Origin of the sequence: Methanoculleus horonobensis (genome assembly GCF_001602375.1) — an archaeon.
GTDB classification, from domain to species: domain Archaea; phylum Halobacteriota; class Methanomicrobia; order Methanomicrobiales; family Methanoculleaceae; genus Methanoculleus; species Methanoculleus horonobensis.
Map to the genome: position 1 here is coordinate 122,159 of NZ_BCNY01000014.1, position 22,499 is coordinate 144,657.

16 protein-coding genes are annotated in these 22,499 nt (G+C 57.7%); 6 read left to right on the top strand and 10 right to left on the bottom strand.

Translation table 11 applies throughout. The annotated features are described in order from the left end of the window. Positions 1-18: 18 nt before the first annotated feature. Positions 19-1,062 (bottom strand): glycosyltransferase family 2 protein, encoded by a 1,044-nt coding sequence (locus MCUHO_RS05675; RefSeq protein WP_084385943.1) that lies wholly within the window; start codon positions 1,060-1,062, stop codon positions 19-21. Between the two features lie 201 nt (positions 1,063-1,263). Here MCUHO_RS05675 and MCUHO_RS05680 point away from each other — a divergent pair, with 201 nt between their 5' ends. After that, positions 1,264-2,442: a carboxylate--amine ligase gene (locus MCUHO_RS05680; protein WP_153020013.1), complete on the top strand. Its 1,179-nt coding sequence runs from the start codon at positions 1,264-1,266 to the stop codon at positions 2,440-2,442. A 93-nt stretch (positions 2,443-2,535) separates the two neighbouring features. Here MCUHO_RS05680 and MCUHO_RS05685 read toward each other — a convergent pair whose 3' ends face one another. The 3 genes from MCUHO_RS05685 to MCUHO_RS05695 form a co-directional block, all read right to left on the bottom strand. Then, on the bottom strand, positions 2,536-3,735 hold the full coding sequence (locus MCUHO_RS05685) for a glycosyltransferase family 4 protein (RefSeq protein WP_067075004.1): 1,200 nt from the start codon (positions 3,733-3,735) through the stop codon (positions 2,536-2,538). Positions 3,736-4,214: 479 nt separating this feature from the next. Further along, complete coding sequence (locus tag MCUHO_RS05690) at positions 4,215-6,350, bottom strand: CARDB domain-containing protein (RefSeq protein WP_161485883.1); 2,136 nt, start codon at positions 6,348-6,350, stop codon at positions 4,215-4,217. A 682-nt stretch (positions 6,351-7,032) separates the two neighbouring features. Then, entirely contained in the window at positions 7,033-8,781 is a 1,749-nt protein-coding gene (locus MCUHO_RS05695) for a right-handed parallel beta-helix repeat-containing protein (RefSeq protein WP_067075013.1), read from the bottom strand. 101 nt (positions 8,782-8,882) lie between these two features. Between MCUHO_RS05695 and MCUHO_RS05700 the strand changes: the two genes are divergently transcribed. Next, complete coding sequence (locus MCUHO_RS05700; RefSeq protein ID WP_084385945.1) at positions 8,883-9,608, top strand: serine O-acetyltransferase; 726 nt, start codon at positions 8,883-8,885, stop codon at positions 9,606-9,608. 17 nt (positions 9,609-9,625) lie between these two features. Here the strand turns inward: MCUHO_RS05700 and MCUHO_RS05705 are convergent, their stop codons facing one another. Both MCUHO_RS05705 and MCUHO_RS05710 read right to left on the bottom strand, forming a co-directional pair. Next, a complete protein-coding gene (locus MCUHO_RS05705; protein WP_067075020.1) occupies positions 9,626-11,920 on the bottom strand; it encodes a DUF2206 domain-containing protein in 2,295 nt (764 codons plus the stop codon). A gap of 171 nt (positions 11,921-12,091) precedes the next feature. Further along, the gene (locus MCUHO_RS05710; protein WP_067075024.1) at positions 12,092-13,201 is read right to left on the bottom strand and encodes a glycosyltransferase family 4 protein; all 1,110 of its coding nucleotides are present in this window, start codon (positions 13,199-13,201) and stop codon (positions 12,092-12,094) included. Positions 13,202-13,531: 330 nt separating this feature from the next. Here MCUHO_RS05710 and MCUHO_RS05715 point away from each other — a divergent pair, with 330 nt between their 5' ends. Then, on the top strand, positions 13,532-14,554 hold the full coding sequence (locus MCUHO_RS05715) for a polysaccharide deacetylase family protein (protein WP_067075029.1): 1,023 nt from the start codon (positions 13,532-13,534) through the stop codon (positions 14,552-14,554). A gap of 49 nt (positions 14,555-14,603) precedes the next feature. On the opposite strand, the gene MCUHO_RS05720 is transcribed toward MCUHO_RS05715, so the two are convergent. The 4 genes from MCUHO_RS05720 to MCUHO_RS05735 all read right to left on the bottom strand — a co-directional run bounded on the left by MCUHO_RS05720 (position 14,604) and on the right by MCUHO_RS05735 (position 19,579). Beyond that, positions 14,604-15,680 carry a glycosyltransferase family 2 protein gene (locus MCUHO_RS05720; RefSeq protein ID WP_084385946.1) on the bottom strand — a complete coding sequence of 359 codons (1,077 nt, stop codon included), beginning with the start codon at positions 15,678-15,680 and terminating at the stop codon, positions 14,604-14,606. A gap of 141 nt (positions 15,681-15,821) precedes the next feature. Beyond that, positions 15,822-17,369, bottom strand: coding sequence for a beta-ribofuranosylaminobenzene 5'-phosphate synthase (locus tag MCUHO_RS05725; RefSeq protein ID WP_067075032.1), 1,548 nt, complete (start codon positions 17,367-17,369; stop codon positions 15,822-15,824). Between the two features lie 71 nt (positions 17,370-17,440). Then, positions 17,441-18,595 carry a cofactor-independent phosphoglycerate mutase gene (locus MCUHO_RS05730; protein ID WP_067075034.1) on the bottom strand — a complete coding sequence of 385 codons (1,155 nt, stop codon included), beginning with the start codon at positions 18,593-18,595 and terminating at the stop codon, positions 17,441-17,443. A gap of 51 nt (positions 18,596-18,646) precedes the next feature. Beyond that, on the bottom strand, positions 18,647-19,579 hold the full coding sequence (locus MCUHO_RS05735; protein WP_084385947.1) for an NAD-dependent epimerase/dehydratase family protein: 933 nt from the start codon (positions 19,577-19,579) through the stop codon (positions 18,647-18,649). 306 nt (positions 19,580-19,885) lie between these two features. Here MCUHO_RS05735 and MCUHO_RS05740 point away from each other — a divergent pair, with 306 nt between their 5' ends. The 3 genes from MCUHO_RS05740 to hxlB all read left to right on the top strand — a co-directional run bounded on the left by MCUHO_RS05740 (position 19,886) and on the right by hxlB (position 22,418). Then, positions 19,886-20,761, top strand: a complete 876-nt coding sequence (locus MCUHO_RS05740; protein WP_067075036.1) for a DUF368 domain-containing protein — start codon at positions 19,886-19,888, stop codon at positions 20,759-20,761. Positions 20,762-20,827: 66 nt separating this feature from the next. After that, positions 20,828-21,700 carry a methanogenesis marker 12 protein gene (locus MCUHO_RS05745; protein ID WP_067075038.1) on the top strand — a complete coding sequence of 291 codons (873 nt, stop codon included), beginning with the start codon at positions 20,828-20,830 and terminating at the stop codon, positions 21,698-21,700. A 100-nt stretch (positions 21,701-21,800) separates the two neighbouring features. Next, the gene (gene hxlB, locus MCUHO_RS05750) at positions 21,801-22,418 is read left to right on the top strand and encodes a 6-phospho-3-hexuloisomerase (RefSeq protein ID WP_067075042.1); all 618 of its coding nucleotides are present in this window, start codon (positions 21,801-21,803) and stop codon (positions 22,416-22,418) included. The last annotated feature ends 81 nt before the right edge of the window (positions 22,419-22,499 follow it).

Below are 22,499 nucleotides of genomic sequence, written 5' to 3' on the forward strand. Positions count from 1 at the left end.
TTCTTCGACGGATTGATGCTATTTGTGGACGAGGCACCCATCCACTGTTGCCTTGATAAATGCAGAGAGGGCCTGCATGTTCCTGTGATACAGGAGATATATGCTGCTCTGGAACCAGAACCAGAACATGAAGAAGTAGAGGAGAAAGGAGAGATATTGAAGAGGATTTGCATACTTCTTCATGAATAAAAACCGGTTCCGCGTATAGTAATAGATGGATCCGCTGCCGCTATTGGATGCTCCGCCCTTATGCCTGATGACGGATCGATGGGTATACCGTGAGGTGAATCCTGCAAGATTTCCACGCCGGCACCAGTCGATCTCTTCCCAGTACAGGAAGTAATCCGGGCTCATCAGCCCGACCGCATCTATGACGGACTGTTTACAGAGTATGCAGACGCCAGCGATGTAATCCACATCGGAATCGCAATCGAATTGACCGACATCTTCTTCTCCCCATCCTGCCGGCGAGGCCACGCCCTTACCGAATTTGATGACGCCGCCGCCGGTGTACTGCAGAATGTTTCTGTCGGAGTAGTGGTAGATCTTCGGACCGACAAATCCTATTCTGTCATCTGCCTCCCCCCCCGAGACGAGTTCGGCAAGAAACATTCGATCTACGACGACGTCATTGTTCAGGAGCAGAATATAGTCGGGCTTCTGCACCTTCCGGGCAAAACATATCCCGAGATTGTTTCCTTCGGCAAATCCGCTATTCCGTTCGTTGATAATGAGCGTGAGCATTCGATCCGGGACGCTCTCCTCATGCTTCTCCCATGCATTCGGCAGATCCTTCTCGCTGGAGGCAGAATATTCGGATATCCGTATTGGTTTGTTATCGGGCGAGTATCGGACAAACGGTGATTCTACGGTGATCGCTCCTTTGCAGTACTCCCGAATCCGTGGGATCGACTCATCACCGGATCCGTTGTCTACGACGATGACGTGATAGGTCGGATACTCTATCTGGTAGAGGGATTCCAGACATTCCAGAGTATCTCTCCATCCTTTCCAGTTGACAATAATAATCGATATGATTGGTGTATTACAGCCAGCCCTCATACTCACCCCTGCGTTGGAGCCGTGCCCCTGGCGCCTTCATCTTTACTCTCGATGGAGGGTCCCTGCGCCCCCCGGTTGATAGTAACCGAATGCCATGGACTCGCTGATATATAAATAGTATGAAGGCATTTTGGGGTTTCCCACGCCGGAGAGTCCCGGTGTGGTTCATGTTGTCGAATGAGTTACGGAGGTTGAAGGCCTGTGAAGGTTTTTGTTGCAGATGGAGCAATGCGGTCTAGTCTATCTATCGTGCGGTCTCTTGGTAGCAAAGGGATCGAGGTTGACGTTGGGGAGACCTACCGCCACTCGACATCGGCGCTTTCCAGGTATTGCGCGAAGAGCTATGTATATCCGGATCCCAGAACGAGCACGGATGAGTTCATCCAGTGGCTGATGAGCCTCGTGGAGAACGGGGATTATAGCGCGATCTACGCTACCACCGAGGCGGTGACGCTACCCATCTGTTACCACAAAGAGAGGCTTGAGCACCATACCCGCGTACCCTTCCCGGGCTATGAGCAGTTGATGCTGACTCATGATAAGGGCAAGACACTCCGTATCGCGCAAAATTGCGGCGTCAGGACGCCCAGAACCGTTCTTTCGCCGGACATCTCGGATCTCACCGAGGCTGCAGATACGTTTGAGTTTCCTGTGGTCGTGCGGTCACGGTGTAAGAACCTGTGGTTGAGGGGTAAGTTCACCACGATGAATGTAGCCGCGGGTAACTATGTCTTCGACAAAGATGCTCTGATACGGCAGGCCGAAGCGATCCTGTCTCAAACCGGTGCGATGCCGCTCGTGCAGGAGTACATTCCCGGAACCGGCTACGGGGTGGAACTGCTTCTCTGCCGGGGAGAACCCAGGGCTATCTTCATGCACAGAAGACTGCGGGAGTATCCCATCACCGGCGGTGCAAGCACGTTGCGTGAGGGGATCTACTCCGATGCATTGCGGGAACCCGCCGTCACTCTCATGCAGAACCTGAATTGGCACGGCCTTGCGATGGTAGAGTTCAAAGTTGATTCCAGGGACGGAACTCCGTACCTTATGGAAGTGAACGGAAGGTTCTGGGGATCGCTGCCTCTTGCGGTTCTCTCGGGTGTTGATTTCCCGTATCTCCTGCATAAGATGATCATCGAGGGGGACATCCCGCCGGGGGAGGATTACCGCACCGGTCTTCGCAGCCGATGGCTCATCCCGGGTGATATCGCCTGGTGCGCAACATCTCTGCTTCGGCGCCAGAACCGTTTGTCGACGCTCCGGGATTTTTTCAATCTCCGCGATCTGAATGACGACATCATTGCCTGGAACGACATTCTGCCGACGTTCGGCGCCATGATGGGTGCATCGCGAGATCTTACCCGTGTATTATTCAGATAAAACTGCCCCGCTATCGTTATACCCGAATCATTCTGCTATTGGATAGCGTATGCTGCATTCCTCAGGGTTCATGTCGCTCCCCCAATCTGCAGGCTATTCTTGTGGGTCAATCTCCGTATAGACAACGTCTCTCTCAAGGTGTCTCATCTCGGTTATCCACCATCCCATGATCAGATCCCAGGAAAAATTTTCCATTACGTATGCCTGAGCGTTCTTCCCCACGGTCTCGCGGATAACTTTATCGCTGAGTAATAAACCGATCTTTTCGGTTAATTCCTGCCGATCGCCGGGCTTGATCAGGAACCCGGTCGACCCGTCATGGATAATCTCTTCGGTTCCGCCGACATCGGTCGCAATAACCGCACAGCCGGCAGCACAGGCTTCAAGAACTGACGTCGGTAGCCCCTCCGAATAAGAGGGGTTCACAAAAATATCAGTGCTCTTCAGGATGCCCGGGACATTTTCCGGACGCAGTTCCCCAAAAAACGTAATATTCGAGATGTGCCCGCGATGAGCAAGCGCTTCAAGTTCACTTCTATAAGACCCGTCTCCAACAATAAGCAACTGCACATCTCCTTGTATCCCCGGGAAGACAGAAAGTAAATCCTGCACTCCTTTCGCATAGATCAGCCGTCCGATATAGGTAATAACGATGCTTCCAGGCCTTTTTATCTCTGTATCGGGTTCTGCATCCTGAAATGAAGAGATATCGATGCCATTATGCATGGTCTTCGCTTTCTTCGCACCCAGATGTCTTAAGAAATCGGTGGCAGCAGTTGATACACCAAAGTTTATTGCAGCCTTTCTCACCAGGAGGGAGCCGACGGAATGATCGTAAAGATTCGCGATGAGAGATATCCAGGAGTTGTTTGAAACCGTATGTTGTGATCCGTGTTCAAGGTGGATAAGAGGGATTGCATGCCACCGTGAAAGTAGCCATCCTATGAAACATATGGGGTAGAATCGGGTGTTGGTGATGATGCAGTGGTAATCATTCTTCGCAAGGTTCAACAACGAGACAGTATTTCTGTAACTGATCTTGGGTACCGGAAAATTTCCCTGTACCAGATCCCAGGAAGAGAGCCGGTAAACGTTGACGCCGTCAAGAGTCTCATATGGAGCCGCGTTACCGCCGTTGCATGTCAATATATCTACGATATAGCCGGAATCCGTAAGTTTCTGTGCTAACTCACGGATTATCTTTATATATCCGCCAACAACAGGGACATAAACGCCTGCAAGTATGAGAATACGACCCTGTCCTGTAAGATTGGCGTCTGTTTCCCTTCCCATCTGACCCTCCTCCCCGTAAAGCCGGACCCTCGTACGCCTTTATGAGAGGGTCACTTCAACCGGCTCACTGCCGCACCGCCATATCGCCATTTTAATATAAATTTTTCCATAAATCATTTCCGCTGTGGTTTTGTGTAATCCGGTCTGAATCCGATTTTGAACGTGCCGACAAACCTCCATGAGGCATGCTGCAAGATGCACGGGTGAAAACCGGCAAGACTGATCCTGTCGCCACTCTTTTCCGGTGAATGAATTAGGGCAGGAAATACTCCCTTTTCATGGGAGAAATCTTCCTGCAGCGTAGATCAAAAATGGTGAGATGGGTTACGGAAAGGCTGCAAGCCATGTGGATGATGAGGCATCTACAGCCCCATCATCACCGAAACCGGTCGATGCACACCCCGCGTCGCTACCCGGAAGCTTATTGGCGATAAAGCCCGGGTAACGAGATGTGCTGGCGATCGGTTCGAGACGTTGGCTCACCTGACTACCGTCTTCTTCTCATAGATGTTGTTTGCCGTGCTCTCTTCCACGATGCGATCCATGTCGTCGACCCGGGCCCGGATGGCGTGTTCTCCTGCTGTTGCCGTCCAGGTGGACAATCCTTTCGGTCCGCCGTTGGCGGTCACGGTGACCCAATGTCCCGGGGGAATCGAAGTCAGGTGATCGTCCGACCAGGTGACGCAGGTGCCGTCAACGTAGAACGCAACCCCGTGAATGATGCCGTCGGGGGTCGCGGCGGTGCCCTGGTTCTTGATCGTCGCCTTGAATGTTACCGGGCTCCCGGTTGTCGGTTTGGACGGTTCCCAGCGGATATTCGTCACCACCAGGTCCGGGTTGCCGGTCGGTGTCGGCGCAGGCGTCACCGTCGGTGTGGGGGTCGGTGTCGGCGTGGGAGCGGCTGCGTCAGTGATGATCACGCCCTCTTCGCGGACATTGTTCGCCGTGTTCCCCTCCGCGATGCGGTCCATGTCGTCGACCCGGGCCCGGATGGCGTGCTCTCCTGCTGTTGCCGTCCAGGTGGACAACCCGTTCGGTCCGCCGTTGGCGGTCACGGTGACCCAATGTCCCGGGGGAATCGAAGTCAGGTGATCGTCCGACCAGGTGACGCAGGTGCCGTCAACGTAGAACGCAACCCCGTGAATGATGCCGTCGGGGGTCGCGGCGGTACCCTGGTTCTTGATCGTCGCCTTGAATGTTACCGGGCTCCCGGTTGCCGGTTTGGACGGTTCCCAGCGGATATCCGTCACCACCAGGTCCGGGTTGTCGGTCGGTGTGGGGGTCGGCGTCACCGTCGGTGTCGGTGTCGGTGTCGGGGTTGGTGTTGGAACCTGACCGGAGAGGATCGTGAATGCACTGTGATCCACGGCGCCCGAGAACGGATTTACGTACGTTCCCACGGCGTCCCCGCTAAGTATGAGCACACTTCCGCCGGTGCTGTCACAACTTTTGGCGATCTTGGAGCCTCCGCCAATGATATGACAGTTCACCGGATTTGTGTAGGGATATACATACAGATCTCCCCAGTACCCGGCATCTGTGCAACCGTTCGCGATTATCTGCCATCCAGAGGTTGCCCGGCAGTTTTTGACGGTGAAGTTGGTGAAGGCGTTGTTCGCTCCGGCGTACAGATCCAGAGCGCATTTCCCGTCGTTCTCACTCACGCAGTCGATAAACTTGTTCGGGATGTTGTACCCGCTCTCCCTGGTGAGTATATACCCGGCACCGATGGAATCTGACGAGTGGAAACGCTCAACCACCACGTTCTGAGTCCACCATCCCATAAAGTTCATCCAGCCGCCCTTTGCAGTGCAATCCCGCACCACGGCGTTCGTAGTGATTGTGAATCCACCGAAGGTCCACCATTCTCCACTCTCCAGTTCGTCTCCGCACTTATACGGATTGGACGGCATGCTCCCTTTTGTACCGGAGTAGTCAGCATGGCAGTTCTCGAGAGTGATGTTCTTGGCGCCCGAGAAGCCGCCGAACATTCCTGCCGCCTCCTGGTGGAAACCTGAAATGAGCGTATGGTCTGCGACGCAGTTTGCAACGTAAGCATCGGCAAGCCGGTTTCGCTCCTGGATGTTGAATCCGGTTCCATCCCATGCCCAGCCGGATTTGCCTCCGGATAGCAGGTATGCGTCACCGGTGTACGAAGCGCGGCAGTTGGTTATCGTCAGCCCTCTGATCCAGTGGTGCTCGACAGCGGGCGTAATGCTGCCGACACGATCGTCATGCTGCCACCCGTGCCCGTTGACATGCTCTGCCGTGCACCGGTTATACCGAATGTTGCTGATGTCGACATCCCTGGCCACGCACCAGAATGCAGCCGGCAGGTACTTGTCCGGCTGGCTGTTTCCCTTCAGATCCCGGTGAGTGACATACAGGTCTTCACAGTTGACGTTGTTTGCGTTCAGTATGAAGACGTATCCCGCGCCAACGATCGAGAATTTCGACAGTGTGTTGCTCCCCCGAGGATTGACGCTTCCTTTGGACTCGAAGTACAGGATTGAGTTTGTCGCCGGGTTGCGGGGGTCTGACGGGTCGTGAGCGCCGGTGAGTGTTCTCCCGGCGGGCACGTCGATGTTACCCGAGCAGTAGTACACGCCGGGCACGAGTTCGACATCTCCTGACCGTAAGGCAGATACAATGCCGGAACTGCCTTCTGAAGGCTGAACGGTAATTGCCGTTGCAGAACTCACGCTACAGATTAAAATTAGTAACACAATGAGTGACCGTCTTTTCATATCATTCCTCCTGCTAACAGTATATTTTGTTGAAAGTTTGGGTATATATAAATTTTCAATTTTAATTCTATCTAATATTGTCATAATCCATCAAAAAGGGCAAAAGTTGTCCTTTATATCTGATTTGATGGTGTTGTATATCTTTAAAAAAATGCGCTATGTTTATATGCCAAAAAGGATTTGAACGTGGACTTGAAGGCGTACCTCTCCCGGCTCCTTCTGTCCCCGGCCTCAAAAGGGAGTGTCCGGGAATAAATAGTGTCTAAAACAGATTCTGCTCTCTGACCTGTCGTTCTGTGACTGACCGGTTTGAGTGCTCATCGCTCACAGTAGCGGCCTTTGCCTGGGTAAGAGCACGTGCTTGCTGGAGATGTTTCTCGGCGCATCACTGGTTCCGATCCGGCTTAACGCTGTATGGCACATTCACGCAGAAACGGCGGCTTTACTGCCCTGGAGCCCGGTGCATAGACCGACCTGAAATCGGATGCCCTTAGAAGAAGTCGTCACTACCCCCCCCTTTTTCTGCAACTCCATTGCCTGTTCTGAGGAGTTATTTAAGCGATTTCCAGGGAAAAATCTCTGTAAATCTCCTTAAAAATTGGATGGTGCCGTTTATGATGGAGATATCCTGCGGTGCCTCCGTGGCTTCTACGGTTATGTTGCAGTGAGAGCAGGGGGTCGCTGCCCCGGTAACCGTGAGGTTGCTGACCACTACCTGCTCTTGTGCGATGTTTTTTATCCCATACTGAAGTTTGGTAACCGGGCGAGGGTCTATTATCGTGGAATCTGCAATCCGGATGGTTCCCGCTTTTACAACGGCTGGAACGACGGTAATGCCTGCTGCTTCTTCGTTCTCGCTCTCGATACTGATGTGCATCCTCTCAATGGTGATGGATTCCGTATCCCACCCATCTATGAAGATGGGGTTGGGCTGATCCGTCTCAATGGTTCCGGTGAACGTGAGGTTTCTTCCACGCTCGACTCCGAGGGCGGCGGGTGATCCTCCGCCGAAGAACCGGATGTCGAAGTACGAGTCTTCGCAAGGATCGTGCCCGGCAGAGTCATCGTTTGCCCGAAGATTACCACCGATCATCAGGTTATACATGCCATCGCCTTGCGGATCGATGACGGTGAAATTCGTGAAATATGCATTTTTCGTCCCGACTTCTGCGCTTAACGCGTGCATGCCGGCGTGGTCGCTGACACAGTTCCTGAAAGTGTTCGGTATCGACCGACCACTGCCGTAAACCAGGAAGTAATCCTCAGCCTGAGAGTTCCTGGATGTACAATTCTCTACAGTACATCCCTGGCCCCACCAGAGTTCGACACCGTGATAGTTTCCGTCGGCCGTGCAGTTCCTGAGCGTAGCATTCGTGCCGAGGAAGTATCCCGCTCCAAAAACCATGTCCGGTGAACCGTCAAGAGTATCGGGGTTCTCGACGTACCTGGCTTTTTGCCCGTTATTCACGCTGATACAGTCTTCAATGGTGAAATTTTGCGTAGGGTTGCTCGGCTCCTGGTGGAAGCCCGACTGCCAGTTTCCTTCTGCATAACATCCCTTCACGAGGATATCCTCGGCTGCGTTCGTCTCCTGGAGGCTGAAACCGCCGGACCAGAGTCGGGTGGTCTCGGAAGACGCTCCATCGCCTCCCCCGCACCCGATCGCCTGGCAGTTGATGTAGCGCACGTTCCTCTGTACCTGTCCCGGCCCCTGCCCACAGGTCCAGTAGCCGAAGCCCGGGACGTTCAACGCCTTGCAGTCGATGAACTCGATATCTTCGAGCGTTTCGTCGGCATTCATCCACATGCTGAATGCTCCGTCCTGGTATAGGTGCGGGCTATCGACGACCACCTGGTGGACCCTGATATGGGCTGTCTTTGTGATGAGGATGCCGCCACGGTTCGTGATCGTCAGGCCCCTGATCGTCAGGTTTTCATCGTCCATGACGACTCCGGGGCATTCTCCGGAGCAGTTCAGGTATGTCTGGTTCTCTCCCTGCCCTTCCAGGGTGGTGTGAGGCTCAAAATGGAGATTCTTATTGCAATGGAAGGTACCTTCGGTCAGTATGACCTTTCCCCCCGGACTCACCTCCCCCAGAGCCAGCCCGATCTCCACCTCATCCGCGAATCCGTCGCAGATTACATCTGCACGTGACCTGGACTGCTCGCTGCTGTCGTTCGCAGCGATAACGAGAACTGGTGGCTGCTCGGCTGCCGTACTGCAACTGCCCGGCCCGGAGCCCCACAGGACTACGGCGATCATCAGCGTTACTATAATTTTTCTCACAGTCACCTTCACCTGGCAGGCCTCCGGACTTACACTCAGAACGTAACTTCCCGGTCATCCTCCGCTATAAATTTATCTCAGACGGGTATGCGGGCGGAGCGCTGGATTCCCCGATGATGAGTCAGTACAGCTACAGCCTCTCCATGCCGGTTCCGGCCTGGAGGCCTGCCGTGCCGACGGCCGCGAGAAACTTATATAGAGTTCGGGGCTACAGGAGTCCGCCGTTTATGCCGACGAGTTTCGTTGCGGTAATCAAGAAGGATCTGGATCGTTATTTCTTCTGGGTGGGGGATGACGTGAAGAAGACCTCACGCAGATCGGGTTTCGTCCTGGCAGTGATAGAGCACCTCATTTATAAGGACGGGTATAGGGCGCTTTTCTTCTATCGGCTGCAGCAAACTCCTCCTGTGAAGAAGAGTCGCCTTCTAGGAGCCCTCGTCAGGTTGGTAAACGTGCTTTTGAATCGGATCGAACTCGATCCTCGTGCACAGATAGGGGCCGGCTGTATAATCCCTCATGGACAGTGCATCATCGTTGGTTCCTCCTGCATTCTCGGTGAAAACGTCACCATATACCAGGGTGTCACCATCGGAGCCATCGCAGGGAGGGTGAAGGACGGTCGTGTCGATCCGATCATCGGAGACGGTGTCATGCTGGGTGCCGGTGCCAAAGTTCTGGGGCCGGTATGCGTAGGTAAAAACTCCATGATCGGCGCAAATGCCGTCGTGATCGATGACATCCCCGAACGTTCCATCGCAGTAGGCGTTCCGGCGAAGGTGGTGCGGGAGGCCAGCGTGCCGTTTACCGTGAATCTGGAGGAACATGCGAGAAATGTCTGAGCCTGCCCCGTAGTGCGCTAGAGATATGTTTCCGACCCGCCGTTACTGTATATCTTTGAACGGTCGTGTGTCAGCCGGGTCACGTTCAACTTGCGGTTTGAACTGGTTGCCTTCTCCAGGACCGTGACACGAACCACACCGGTTTTGATATTCACCGAATGGAGAAAGAGTGGGTCCACGTTGGTCGGCGGACTGATGAGTTCGTCATAGGTCTCCTTCTGATCCATATCCCGCCAGTCGACAAGGTTCAAGCGGAGCAGGAGTTCACCCTTGGTATCCGACAGGAGTCTGGGGTCACCTTCCACGGAGGCATGGAGATGGAGCCATTGCGCTCCGGTCATCTCACGTTCGTTGTATTTGGGAAAGTCGTCGAGAGAACTGAGTGCCATTGAGGTGGATCTGTCTGCGGTCACCTCATAGATGAACCCGGTATTGAAGAGCAGGAAGACCGCCAGGAAGACGGCGAGCATTGCATGGGCATGGCAGGAGCGCATGGTCCACGAGAGTGTGCCCCTGAGGAGGTTTTCGGCTGCTGAAAATACGGTCAGGCCTCCGTACGCAAAGAACGGTGACAGTATGATGATAGTGATCTGGTAGAACCGCTCCACGCTCAGTGCGGATGCCAGGTACGGAACAGCGATAGCGGCCACGTCCAGGAGAAGAAAAACGGATGCAAGCGCGATATACTCCCGGGTAAACCGGCGGCGGTCCGGCCTGCTGAAGAGATACGCAACGAGACCGATAACGATGAAGAGGTTTGTGATCAGGAAGAGGTATTTCCATACCTCATGAAGCGGCGATGCAGTTTCAAGGACGATCGTGCCCATTCCCTGGCTTGCGGCGGGGTCTGCCATCTCACCTATGAAATTACTCACGATCTTGTTTCCTATTCGCATGATTGTCGTTAGAACCGAACCCCCTGCTACAAGCGAGTACCAGACGACGGTGAAGAGCGAGAAGAAGATGACGAACGGTGCGGTGAGGATGGTGCGCTTCTCCTGCGGGTCCAGAAAGTCCGCGAGTCCGGAACCAGTTCTCTTCAGGCGGTCAAGTGTCCATGCCCCGATCGCCGAGACCGGGCGGCTCCCGGCGATCAATATCAGTACCCATGCCGCGACCAGTGCCGCCATGAAGAGGTACGAGAGTCCGTAATGGGAGGTGATCATGGCGAAACCGAAGAATCCCATCAGGAATGCCCTTTTCCCCCCGGTGATGGCGGTGCTCAGCATGAGCAGCAGGAGCAGCGCAAGGAATAACTCTGCAATCATCTGTCGTGCCAGGAATACCATCCCACTGTAATACTGGAAGTAGGAGACGAACATGAAACAGGCAAAGAACGCTATCCTATCTTCCGTCTGGTGCTGGTACACCCGATAGAGCGCAACAGCGATCAACGAAAAGATGAGCGGATAGAGCAGTTTGAACACCCATGTCAGCGGCAGCTCCGTCAACTGGCTCAAGACGGGTGCGAGAACGACGATGCTCAAGCAGCCGTTCACATTGTCGAATATTCCGATATCCCATATCTGATGCTGAAGGACGGCGGTGGCATAGAAGTTCTCGTTTACGATATCCCATCCCCAGAGGAAAGGAGTAATTAACGCTGTATGGAGGAGCAAGGTGACGGAGGTGATGAAGATAGCGATCAGGTATGACTCCCTGCGTACATACCTGTCCAGTCCCACCAGGATGGCGATGAGCACCAGTATTACGACCATTGCGAGGAGGAGATGGTTCATATAGTAATTATTGACGAGAACCGTACCGAATATAGCAGTAAATGGGATTAAGAATAGGCTCATATTGGGAACGGTCAGGATCTTCGTAACCTGCCATTTACAGGTTTTATCAGGCATCCCGCTCTCCCGCAGCCAGCAGAGAATACAGAGGATGGCTGTTACGGAGGTTAGTGCGAGCGTAAGGACTACTGTCGAGAACGGAGAAGCGATGTTGAGAAGCGGGAGTATGATATTGATGCAAAAGCCCAGGAGGTAGACGATCCCGATACTCAGCCCGATGCTGTAGAGCAGGGTATCCGCTGTACAGAGGTGGTGTAGATTGAGCGTTCGGAGAAGCACGATGCCGGGAACGAAGCAACAGTAGATGAACCCTACGACCGGTCGCAACAGGGGCACATGTATACCGACCGTTCCAAAAGCGGTAAGTACCAGCAAAAGGGCCTGAATGCCGATGATGGTCGTAAAAAAATCGAAAAACTTCCAGTCGTTCCAGCTGATCAGGTTTCTGATATGGATATCCGTCTTGTGGACGTCCTCCATCTCGTCGGTCAGCCTCCTGATCATCAGGCTCATAGGTTGGTCATCTCCGATACTGCATCTTGTCTGTTACGTATATGGACGGTGCTTCGACAGTTCAGGAACCATAAAAATCTTTCTCACGTTCCACCTCTTATGGAATATGCCGGCGTAGTATCTCTCCTTGTAGAGCGAAGCCGGTCAAAAAAATTATCGTCATGAGATCCCCTATTCGCGTGCTGCCTGCTCGAAAATTTTCAGGTAGCGATCGGCAAGCAGTTGCCAATCATAGTGGTGCAGCACATACTCCCGTGCTCGAATGGAATCCTGATACGGATCGGTTTTCAGGTAGGAGATGATCGCTTCCGAACTCCGGTCGATATCCTCCGTAGGGATGGTGACACCGCAGCGGGCGTCACGGACCATACGCAGATTTGGTATGTTGGAGACGATGCAGGGAAGGCCGGATGCCATGGCCTCCAGAAGAGACAGTGGTTGCCCTTCGTATCGAGACGTCATGATATAGTAGTCCGAGCAGGAATAGAGATTGGGTTTATCCGCTTCAGGGACGTAACCAAGGAATTTCACGCTTTCAAGCCCACTGCTCCTGACCCGGGCCTTCACCCTATCGAGGAGTTCGCCGGTTCCGGCGATAGCAAGAGTCACATCATCTGAGCGCTTTTCAATTCGAGAGTAGAGATCAACCAGCACCTCGGGCTGCTTCTGGGGCGTCAACCTCCCTAAGCTGAGAATGATCCTGCCCTCTTCCGGCAGCCCGAAGCGTGCCCTGATATCTCCGTTATCCTGGTTCGGCCTGTAGATGGTGGTGTCGACTCCATTTGGGATCTGATGAATCTGACGGCTCTGGAGGCCGATTGTCTCCAGTTCCCTCTGCACAGTGGGATCGATCACGGTGAATGGTGACAGGTTCCCAAGTCTTCTGAGGCAGGAACACTCGACCAGTGATGCAGTTTTTTTATACGCCCGGACGGCCGGCGACCCCACTCTGTTGGCATACTCCCCGCCGTACGTCGTGTGTACGGTATATACTGCGTTCCGAAAGGGCACCTCCCTTAGAAATAAGGGCTGATGAACCCAGACGACGTCGTGGTTGTCATCTTTGAAGTTGCGCGAGATCTGGAGCCAGAATTGGAGCAAGCCAAGCACACCCGTGCGTTTGATCAGATCGTGACTCCCCAGCCAGATATCCCGTCCCGAGGGGGAGCAGACAGTGCAGTGGTGCCCTCTTCTCTCCAGTAACCGGACAATGCTGCTCGCAACATTACCTATACCACTTGCATGGGGAGGATACTCGGTTGCCAGGACAAGAATCTGCACCTGTCATCTCCATTTTCTGGTTGGTATATCAGGCATCCCTGCGTGTCGGTACATTCCAGGAGCCTCGTTCAGCATCTCCCATGGAAGCGTTCACCGGGACAGAGGTCCGCCCCTCTAGGAGGGTATCAGTATAAGTAGTTTTACTCTCTCGGGGCTCTCACCGACTGCGTCCTCTCCGGGACAATACTGCCTGTATCTCAGGTTAATCGAGCATCAGGTCTCTCAAACCGTACCGGTTGGTTCTCGTTGCGCTTGAGATCAGGGACCCGACTGTGCGGGTTAAGGGGTTGCGTAAGACATATGTATCCGGGGTGAGAGGCGCGTCACATTATGCACCTGTGGAGCCAACCGGAGGAATCGCCTGGAGTATTTGTCATCTCTCTCGACTTTGAACTCTATTGGGGAGTTCGGGATGTAGTCACCCTTGATGCTTATCGTGATAACCTCCTTGGTGCACGGAGAGCAGTCCCCATCATCCTCGATCTGTTTGAGGAATATGGGATCCACGCGACGTGGGCAACAGTCGGTTTTCTCTTCTTTGACAGCAAAGAGGAACTCCTGCGTTCGCTCCCTGAGGTAAAACCCCGGTATGCAGATCCGGTGCTGAACCCCTATCCATATATTGAATCAATCGGCGATGGTGAATGCGACGATCCTTTCCACTATGCTGCAACTCTGGTCCGGGAGATCCACTCCAGCAGAGGTCAGGAGATAGCGACGCATACGTTTTCCCACTACTACTGCCTGGAGGATGGGCATGATGTCCATTGCTTCGAGGATGATCTGCGGGCTGCTGTCGGGGCCGCAAAACGACTGGGAATCGATATTCGGTCGCTTGTCCTGCCGAGAAACCAATTAAATCCTGATTGCCTTGCTGTGCTTGGGAACTTTGGAATCCTCTCCTATCGCGGAACTCCTGATTCGTGGTTGCACTGCGGCAGGAGCCAACGCCATAATCCGAGGAGCCTGTCCCTCCTGCGCTATGCCGAATCCGTCTGGGGCAAGGTTGGGTACAACTGCTACTCGTTACCCCGACTATCCCTGTCCGATCCGTGGAATATCCCGGCGAGCCGTTTCCTTTACCCCTGCATTCCGTCGCTTTACTGGTGTGATGCGCTCCGACGCCGCCGTATCCAGAACGAGCTCTCGTATGCTTCGGAGCATAGTCAACTCTATCACCTCTGGTGGCATCCTCACAACTTCGGTGCAGAACCGGAGAGAAACATCGAACATCTACGAAAGATCCTCGATCATTTTGCCTCCCTTCGGGATAACGGGGAGATGATCAGTATGAACATGGGGGAGGTGGCGGATTTATTCCAGCAGAAAGCGCACACGAACGCCCGGACCTGAACTCGTCGATGAGTACTGCCCCGATAGAACATGACGATGGTTGCCCTGTCTATGCGGTTCGATACCCGCACATTCGAAGTATCCTCGTTCTCCGGTTTCGCAGCGCAAGGTACACCACGGAGGGGATATGCGCGAGGAACAGCGCCTGCCATCTGGATCTCCGGAGACGCCGGGTTCTGCAGCCCTTCAGATTGCTCCTCGCGAGGTCGGGCCTGCCTGCTTCGAGGTTGCGGCATGCGATCTGGATCTGCCTGGATGCGACGAACTCGAGAACGCTCGCGGTCAACTCCGGCGGCACCTCTCCCGCCTGCAACGCATTTCGAGCAGAGGCTACGAAGGCATGCTCCCGGATCGGCTCTCTTCTGTTGCAGGCTCTATTCGCTGCTTCCGTATGGTAGATACCCATACCGTCCCGGGTGAACGCGACAGGATACTTCAGGGCAATCCGTCCCCACAGGTCCACGTCTTCTCCGTACCATGCGCTGGTGTCGAACCCGCCCATCTCGTTCAGGATGCACCTCGGGACGGCAACGATCGATGTCAAGAGTGGCGGGCTGCCGGAGATGGCGTCGCTGAAGTAGTTGGGGAGCAGCCCTTCCCACGGCTCCGGGGGTATGGCGGGACTGTATGACGGCGCCCGGTTCGTCGACTCATTCTCTTTCAAGAGGTATGCCGTCCCGTATGCTCCTGCGTGTGGATACTTCTCTTGCAGTCTCACCAGGGCTCCAAGATGCCGCGGCGTCCATTCGTCGTCCGCGTCCAGAAATGCAACCAGTTCACCCCGGGCCTCCGCGATCCCCTGATTTCGCGCCGCCGACACCCCCCGGCTTACCTCTCGGAGCAGCCGGATCCGGGGATCGTCGAGTCCCTTGACAACTTCCGTCCCGTTGTCGGTGGAGCCGTCCACCACAATCACCTCAAAGTCCTGGAAGGTCTGGCTGAGGACCGAGTATAAGGCGCGGGCGATGTAGGGGCCTTTGTTATAGAGGGGGATGACGACCGAGACAGCCGGCAGCGCCGTCTCGCCCTCGACCGGGTACTCGCGGGCATACCCCGAACCGGTGCGGCTGGTCTTGGGATCTCCAGAGGCCGGCCGGTCCCCGGCATCCCCGGCGCGTGAGGGCATCCATGCCGGAGATAATGTGCAAGTATTAAAATATTTCTAAAGAGGGCTGGATCCGGGGAAATTGGTGCCGGATCGCGGCCCGTTGCCGCAATTTGGGCCGAGTTTTCGCCCCGCTCCTTTCAGATGCGGCTCTGCCGCCCGTCACTCCGCCCGCACGCTCGCGCCGGAGTTCCTCGCCCGCGTCAGGAGCACCGACCCTCCCCGGTCGCCGAGCACCTCCTTCGCCGCCCGGGCCACATCCTGCATGCCGGAATCCCCGACGGCGTAGATCGTCGGCCCGAACGAGCTCAGGCCCGCTCCGGCGGCGCCGGCCTGCACCGTCGCCTCGAGGAGCGAGGAGACGACCGGGTGCTGCAGCCCCACCTCGACCTTCTTGAACCCGAGCGACTGCGTCCGGTTGATTGCCGAACCGAAGAGGTCGAGATCGTGCTCGACGATGCCCGGGATCATCCGCATGAGCACCTCGTGGCAGACCTCGCGGACTTCGTCGAGCGGTACCGGGCAGTGGGTGCGGAAGATATCGACCTCCCCTCTCCCGTGCGCCCCTGCGCCTACCTCGGGCGTGACGAGCAGGATACGCCAGTCCTCCGGGAACCGGTGCCGGGCGAGAACCGGCGGGGGCGCGACGCCCCGTGACGCTGCCGACGGGCGGAAATCGTCTTTGCCCCCCGGAGAGCCGAACCGGTGCCCGCCGTCCAGGACGAACCCCCCCTGATCGAACGCCGCCGTGCCGATACCGGAGGTTCCCCCGCGCCCGACGGCCTTCGCGAGATCGCATACGGAGACGTCCCGCTCGTAAAGCCGGCAGAGGGCAGCGGCCGTGGCGAGAGCAACCTGCGTCCCGCTCCCGAGCCCGGCGTGCTGCCGTGCGGCGGCATGCAGGGCGATCTCCGCACCCCCGGGAAGTCCGAGCGTCTCCTTCGCCGCCCGTGCCGCATCGGCAACCCTCTTGCGCGACTCCTCGTCGCCGCCGCGAACCTCGATCCCGGTGGCTTTCCGTGCGTCGAGCACGCATCCGGGCTCGTCGAGGGTGACCCCGACCCCGCCGTCCACCCTGCCCGAGGCGCCGTTCATATCGAGCAGGGTGATGTGGATCCTGGACGGAGCATCGACGAGCACCCTGATCTCGTCGGTGAACGCCGTGCAGGGGAAGATCTCCTCGATGGCGATCAGCGGCTCTTCGCGGTGGATGATCCGGTATTTCCGCGAGAGCATCGGTTCGCACCGGTGGACGTTGAACGTCCGGGCGAGTTTCGTGCCGGCGCGGACGACGCGGGCGTCGGTGATCTCCCGGCGCGACTCTATCCGGTGGCGGCGGAGGATCCTCCCGATGGGAATATCGGCCCGCATCAGATCCTGCCTGAACTCCGGTGCAAGCCGCCGGAGCGGGGTGCAGGAGACCGCATAGATGAGCACCTCTCCCGTTACGCCGTCTTTCAGTTCAACGACGCGGTAGTTGACCTCGTCGCCCTGCTCGATATCGAGTGCCGCCGCCGCCTCGGTATCGGCGCCGACGACGTCCTGTACCAGGGTGGTGATGGTGACCGGATGGCCGGTCGCCATCTCGAGCAGGCCGGTCACCGACCCGTCGGTCCCGATGAGAACCTTCTGCATCGGGGAGAGCCTTCCCACGCCCTGCTCGATCTCCTGTATCCTCTCGACGATCCCGTCTGCCGTCAGGGGTTCCATAGCCTTGGGTAGCGTTGTGTACGGAGACTACAAAAAGATGGTGCCGGGATATCCGCCCTAATCAGGGGGGCTCACGGCGAAAAGAGCATGGAGAGGAACTCGGGAGCCTGCAGGAGCCCGAACGAGCCGCCTTTCGCCTCGCGCTCGGAGAACGCGGCAACATCGTCCCTTCCTTTCCCGAGCACCGCGAACGGCACAGGCTCCGCGGTGTGGGTCTTACACCGGATCGGCGTCGGGTGGTCGGGGAGAACCGCGACGGCCGTATCCGGGCGGTCGAGGACGATCCCGATCGCCTCGTCGAGCCGCTCGATCGCCCGCACCTTCTCCTCCACGCTCCCCATGTGTCCGGCCTCGTCGGGGGCCTCGACATGCATGTAGACGAAGTCGAGGCGGTCGAGGGCGTCGACCGCGTACCGGGCCTTCGCCTCGTAGTCGGTGTCGATGAACCCGGTGGCGCCGGGAACGTGGATCACCTCCATCCCGGCGAGGCGGGCGATGCCGGCGAGAAGGTCGACTGCGGAGATCACTCCCCCGGCAAGACCGTACTTCTCGCGGAAGGGTGCGATGGACGGCCTCTTCCCGCCGCTCCACGGCCAGATATCGGTTGCAGCGGTCTTTCCCTCATCGAGGCGGCGCCGGTTGACCGGATGATCGGCAAAGATCTCCCGCGCCCGCTCCATGCAGTCGAGGAGGAGTCCGGCGTCGTCTCCGCGCGGGAGGAACTCCTTGACCGGCTGACCGACGATGTCGTGGGGTGGGGTGGTGACGGCGCCGCGCGCGCGGGGCACGACCATCAGGTTCCGGTAGCTGATCCCCGGATGAACCCGGACGTCGCCGAGCGTAGCGTCGAGATCGCGGAGGAGCTCGGCGCCCTCGGCGCTCGAGATGTGCCCGGCGTTGAAGTCCTCCATCACGCCGTCGCGGATCGCGACCAGGTTGCACCGGTAGGCCATCTCCCCGTCCCGGAGATCGATGCCCATGCTGGCAGCCTCGAGCGGCCCCCTCCCGGTATAGGAGGTGCGGGGGTCGTAGCCCAGGATCGAGAGGTTCGCGACGTCGCTCCCCGGCTCGAATCCCCCCGGTACCGTCCGGAGCATCCCGCACCGCCCCTCGCGGGCGATCCTGTCCATATTCGGTATCTCTGCGTACTCGAGGGGCGTCCTGCCCCCCAGTTCGGCAAGCGGCTCGTCCGCCATGCCGTCCCCGAGAATGATGATGTACTTCATGTGAACCCTGTGCAAGTCCTGATAATCCCTGAACCGGGGATGGCGTGCCCCCTACCCGAGCATGGCGCGGACAGCCGTCCGGACGCTCTCTTCCGAGGTTGTCCCGCACTGCCACCCGAGACCTTTGAGTCTCTCGACCGAGAGCTGCATCTTCGGCACGTCGCCGACCCAGCCCCGCGCTCCGCCGGTGAACCGGTAACGGACGCCGGAGAGACCCATCTCCTCCGTGACGATATCGGCGATCCTGACAACGTCGATCCAGTCCTCGGAGCCGATATTGAAGGTGTTCACCGGGTCGCTCGAGTGCTCGATCCCGAACTGCACGGCGCGGACGCACTCCCCGACTTCCAGGTAGGATTTCGTCTGCCTGCCGTCGCCGAGGATCTCGAGTTCCTGCGGGTTCTCGCGAAGTTTCCGGATGAAGTCGGTGATGACCCCGTGCCCGCTCCGCTCGCCGATGATGTTTGCGAACCGGTAAACCCAGGACGTCATCTCGAACGAGTGGCAGTAGGACGATATGAGCGCCTCACAGGCAAGTTTCGTCGCACCGTAGACCGATATCGGCTGAAGCGGCGTGTAGGTCTCCGGCGTGGGGATGACGGTGGCATCGCCGTAGACGGTCGAGGTCGAGGTAAAGACCAGTTCCGGCACGCCGTGCGCCCGCATCGCCTCGAGCACCCGGTGCGTCGCGACGATGTTGTTCCTGATCTGGGAGTCCGGGGTCACGGCGCTCTGCCGGACGTCGGGGTCTGCGGCGAGATGGTAGACCCGGTCTGCACCTGAAAATCGTTCCTGCCACCCGTCGTCGAGCAGGTTCTGCCTGATTGAGGTGACCTTCCCGCCCGCCGCGTGGTGCGCGAGGTTCGTCTCGGTGCCCGCACTGCAGTCGTCGATGACCAGCACGTCGTCCCCCCCTGCCGCCAGGGCGTCGACGACGTGCGAACCGATGAACCCGGCACCGCCCGTTACGATACAGAACATCATAGAGTAATCTTCCTCTCACGCTATAGGATTTACTTATGGGTGGAGCGGGGAGAAGCCCCCTCCATCCGGCAAGAGCAGGGGAGTCCGACCCGGAGAAAAGTTAATGTCCGTACGCGGTTCACTCCACGATACGATACCCTCGTTCGGGGCAGATTTTTCATGGTTGCCCCCGACATATGATGAGTCACAAGGAGTTGTCCGATTGAGAGAGGTATGCACCTGTTGCAGATCCGGCCGGTTTCCCGTCGCCGTCACCCTGCAGAGCCGAATTTTCGTCTTCGTCGATACCCGGAACGGAGCCGGACGATGAGCCTGCGCCCCGATGGAATACGGGAGCACGCGGGGATCTATCTCCGCGGTCTCGCGATGGGAGCCTGCGACATCATCCCCGGCGTCTCGGGCGGGACGATCGCCCTCATCACCGGGATCTACGAGCGGCTGGTCGGGGCCATCGGCAGCATCGACCCCGCCTCGGTAAAACACCTCGCGAGGGGAGACTTTTCCTCTCTCAGAGCGGATCTTGAGAAGATCGACATCCCGTTCCTCGTCGTCCTCATTGCCGGTATCGGCACCGCCTTCCTCCTGATGTCCCGCGTGATCCTCTCCCTCCTTGCCGACCATGCGGTAGCGACCTACTCCTTCTTCCTCGGTCTCATCATCGCCTCTGCGGTAGCCATATTCCTCGAGATCCGTTCCCCGAACGTCGGCACTCTCGCCTTCCTCGCCGTCGGAACCGGCGCCGGCTACCTCCTCGGGGGCCTCGGGAATATCGATCTCGGCCACTCCCTGCCGGTTCTCTTCCTCACCGGGATGGCGGCGCTCTGCGCCATGATCCTCCCCGGGATATCGGGCGCCTACATCACCCTCGTCCTCAACCAGTACGAGTTCATGCTTGCGGCGCTCCGGGCATTCTCGCTCCCTGAGATCCTCGCCTACGTCGCGGGCGGCGTTGCGGGGCTCCTCCTCTTCACGAAAGGTCTCAAGTATCTCCTTGCGACCTACCACGGGGCGATGCTCGCCCTGCTCACCGGCCTGATGCTCGGTTCGGCGAGGATGCTCTGGGATAAGGGTGCTGCGGCCGGGGATATGCTCTCCGGCGGCTGGATCTTCTTCGTTGTCGGTCTCGTCGTCGTCGGCGCGGTTGAATACGTAAAGAGGCGTTACCAGGCCGGCACGGCCTGATCGACGCCTCTTCGCACGGAGCGATCCAAAAACTTACTTCCTCCTCCGGGTGCAACGAGATATATCATGTTCATCGGCATCGACCACGGCACCACCGCGATGCGCTTCTCAAGCGGGGACGCGGAGTTCAAGATCTCCCGGGAAGAGGCCAGGGACTTCTCGGTCGACGATCTTGCCCGCCTCGCCCCACTCGACGAGATCGAGGGTATTGCCGTCTGCTACTCGATGGGCGACGGCATCTCGGCGATAACCGGTATCGGGAACGTCCAGAACCGCGGCGTCATCTCCCGGGAGGGCGCCGGCAAGCACATCGGCGGCGGCACCCGGGTCTACGACGGGATTAAAGAGAGCGGCCTTCCCGCCGTCGTCATCCCCGGGCTGCACCGCGGATCCCCGACCGATCCGCGGTTCAAGGCCTACTCCCACCAGACGAGCCCCGAGAAGATCGGGATCCTGTACGAGGTCGTGCACGACATCGGGGGCGACGTTGTGGTCTGCGACGCGAGTTCGAACACCGTCACCCTCCTCGTGACCAATGGCCGGATCACCGGCGCGTTCGACGCCTGCATCTTCGCGCCCGGAACCCGGCACGGTGCTCTCGACGTCGACGCCATCCGCCGGATCGACCGGGGCGAGTCGACGGCGAACGACGCTTTTCTCCACGCGGGCGTGAACTACACGGTGCCTCCCGATCTGCGGGTAGAGACGATGGCCATGTTTGCCGCGATGGAGTGCGCCTCGATGCTTCTCCTCAACCCCGGTGGGAAGGTCGCCCTTGCCGGCACCATGGCCCCCGCCATCGCACCGCGGGTCAAGGAACTCCTTTCGCGGAACGTCACCGTCTATGACGAGTGGTGTGCGGCCCGGGGGCTTGCCCGGATCGCCCGCGATGTCTTCACCGGGGCAACCGATATCCTCGGGCTCGCGGTTGAGCGGTAGCCGCCGCCTGGAGAGACCGGCGGGGAGCGCCCCTCCGGTTTCGTAATCTTTTAAATGCTGCCGGGTAGTATAGTGGTTTAATTGAGGAGAGGCCGGAACCATGCAGCAGGAATGCCCCAGTATCGCCGATCTCATGCTCCTGATGACGTCGCGTCTCGAAGAGGCGGCGCGCACGATGGATCAGCAGAGCGCCGGCCGGTTTCTTGAAGTGATCCTCAGCGCAAAGCGGATATACCTTGCCGGGGCCGGGCGTTCCGGCCTTGTTGCGCGGGCGTTTGCCCAGCGGCTGATGCATCTCGGGTTCGAGAGTTACGTCATCGGCGAGACGATCACCCCTGCGTTCGGCCCGGAAGACGTGCTCGTCGCGTTCTCTGGCTCGGGGGAGACGCAGTCGGTCGTGGACGCGTGCGAGACCGCCCGGGAGATCGGGGGGAAGATCTGTCTCGTCACGTCGACGGCCGACTCGCACATCGGCCGCATGGCCGACTGCATCGTCGAGATCGGGAATAACCGGCTCAAAGATGCGGATATCCCACGTGACTTCGAGATCCGCCAGCTCACCGGACAGTACCGGTCGGTCTCCGGGTCGTTCGCCCCGCTCGGGACCCTCTTCGAGACCGCAGCACTGGTCTTTTCGGACGCGATCGTCTCGGCCCTGATGGAAGTGCGGCACTGCACCGCCGAGGATCTCAGAAGCCGCCTGGCAAACGTCCAGTGAGCGGCGGTAGTCCTCGACTCTGCGTCTCCTTCCGGCACCGGCAAAAATTATCTCCTCTGCGGGGCAACAGGTGTTCCGGCC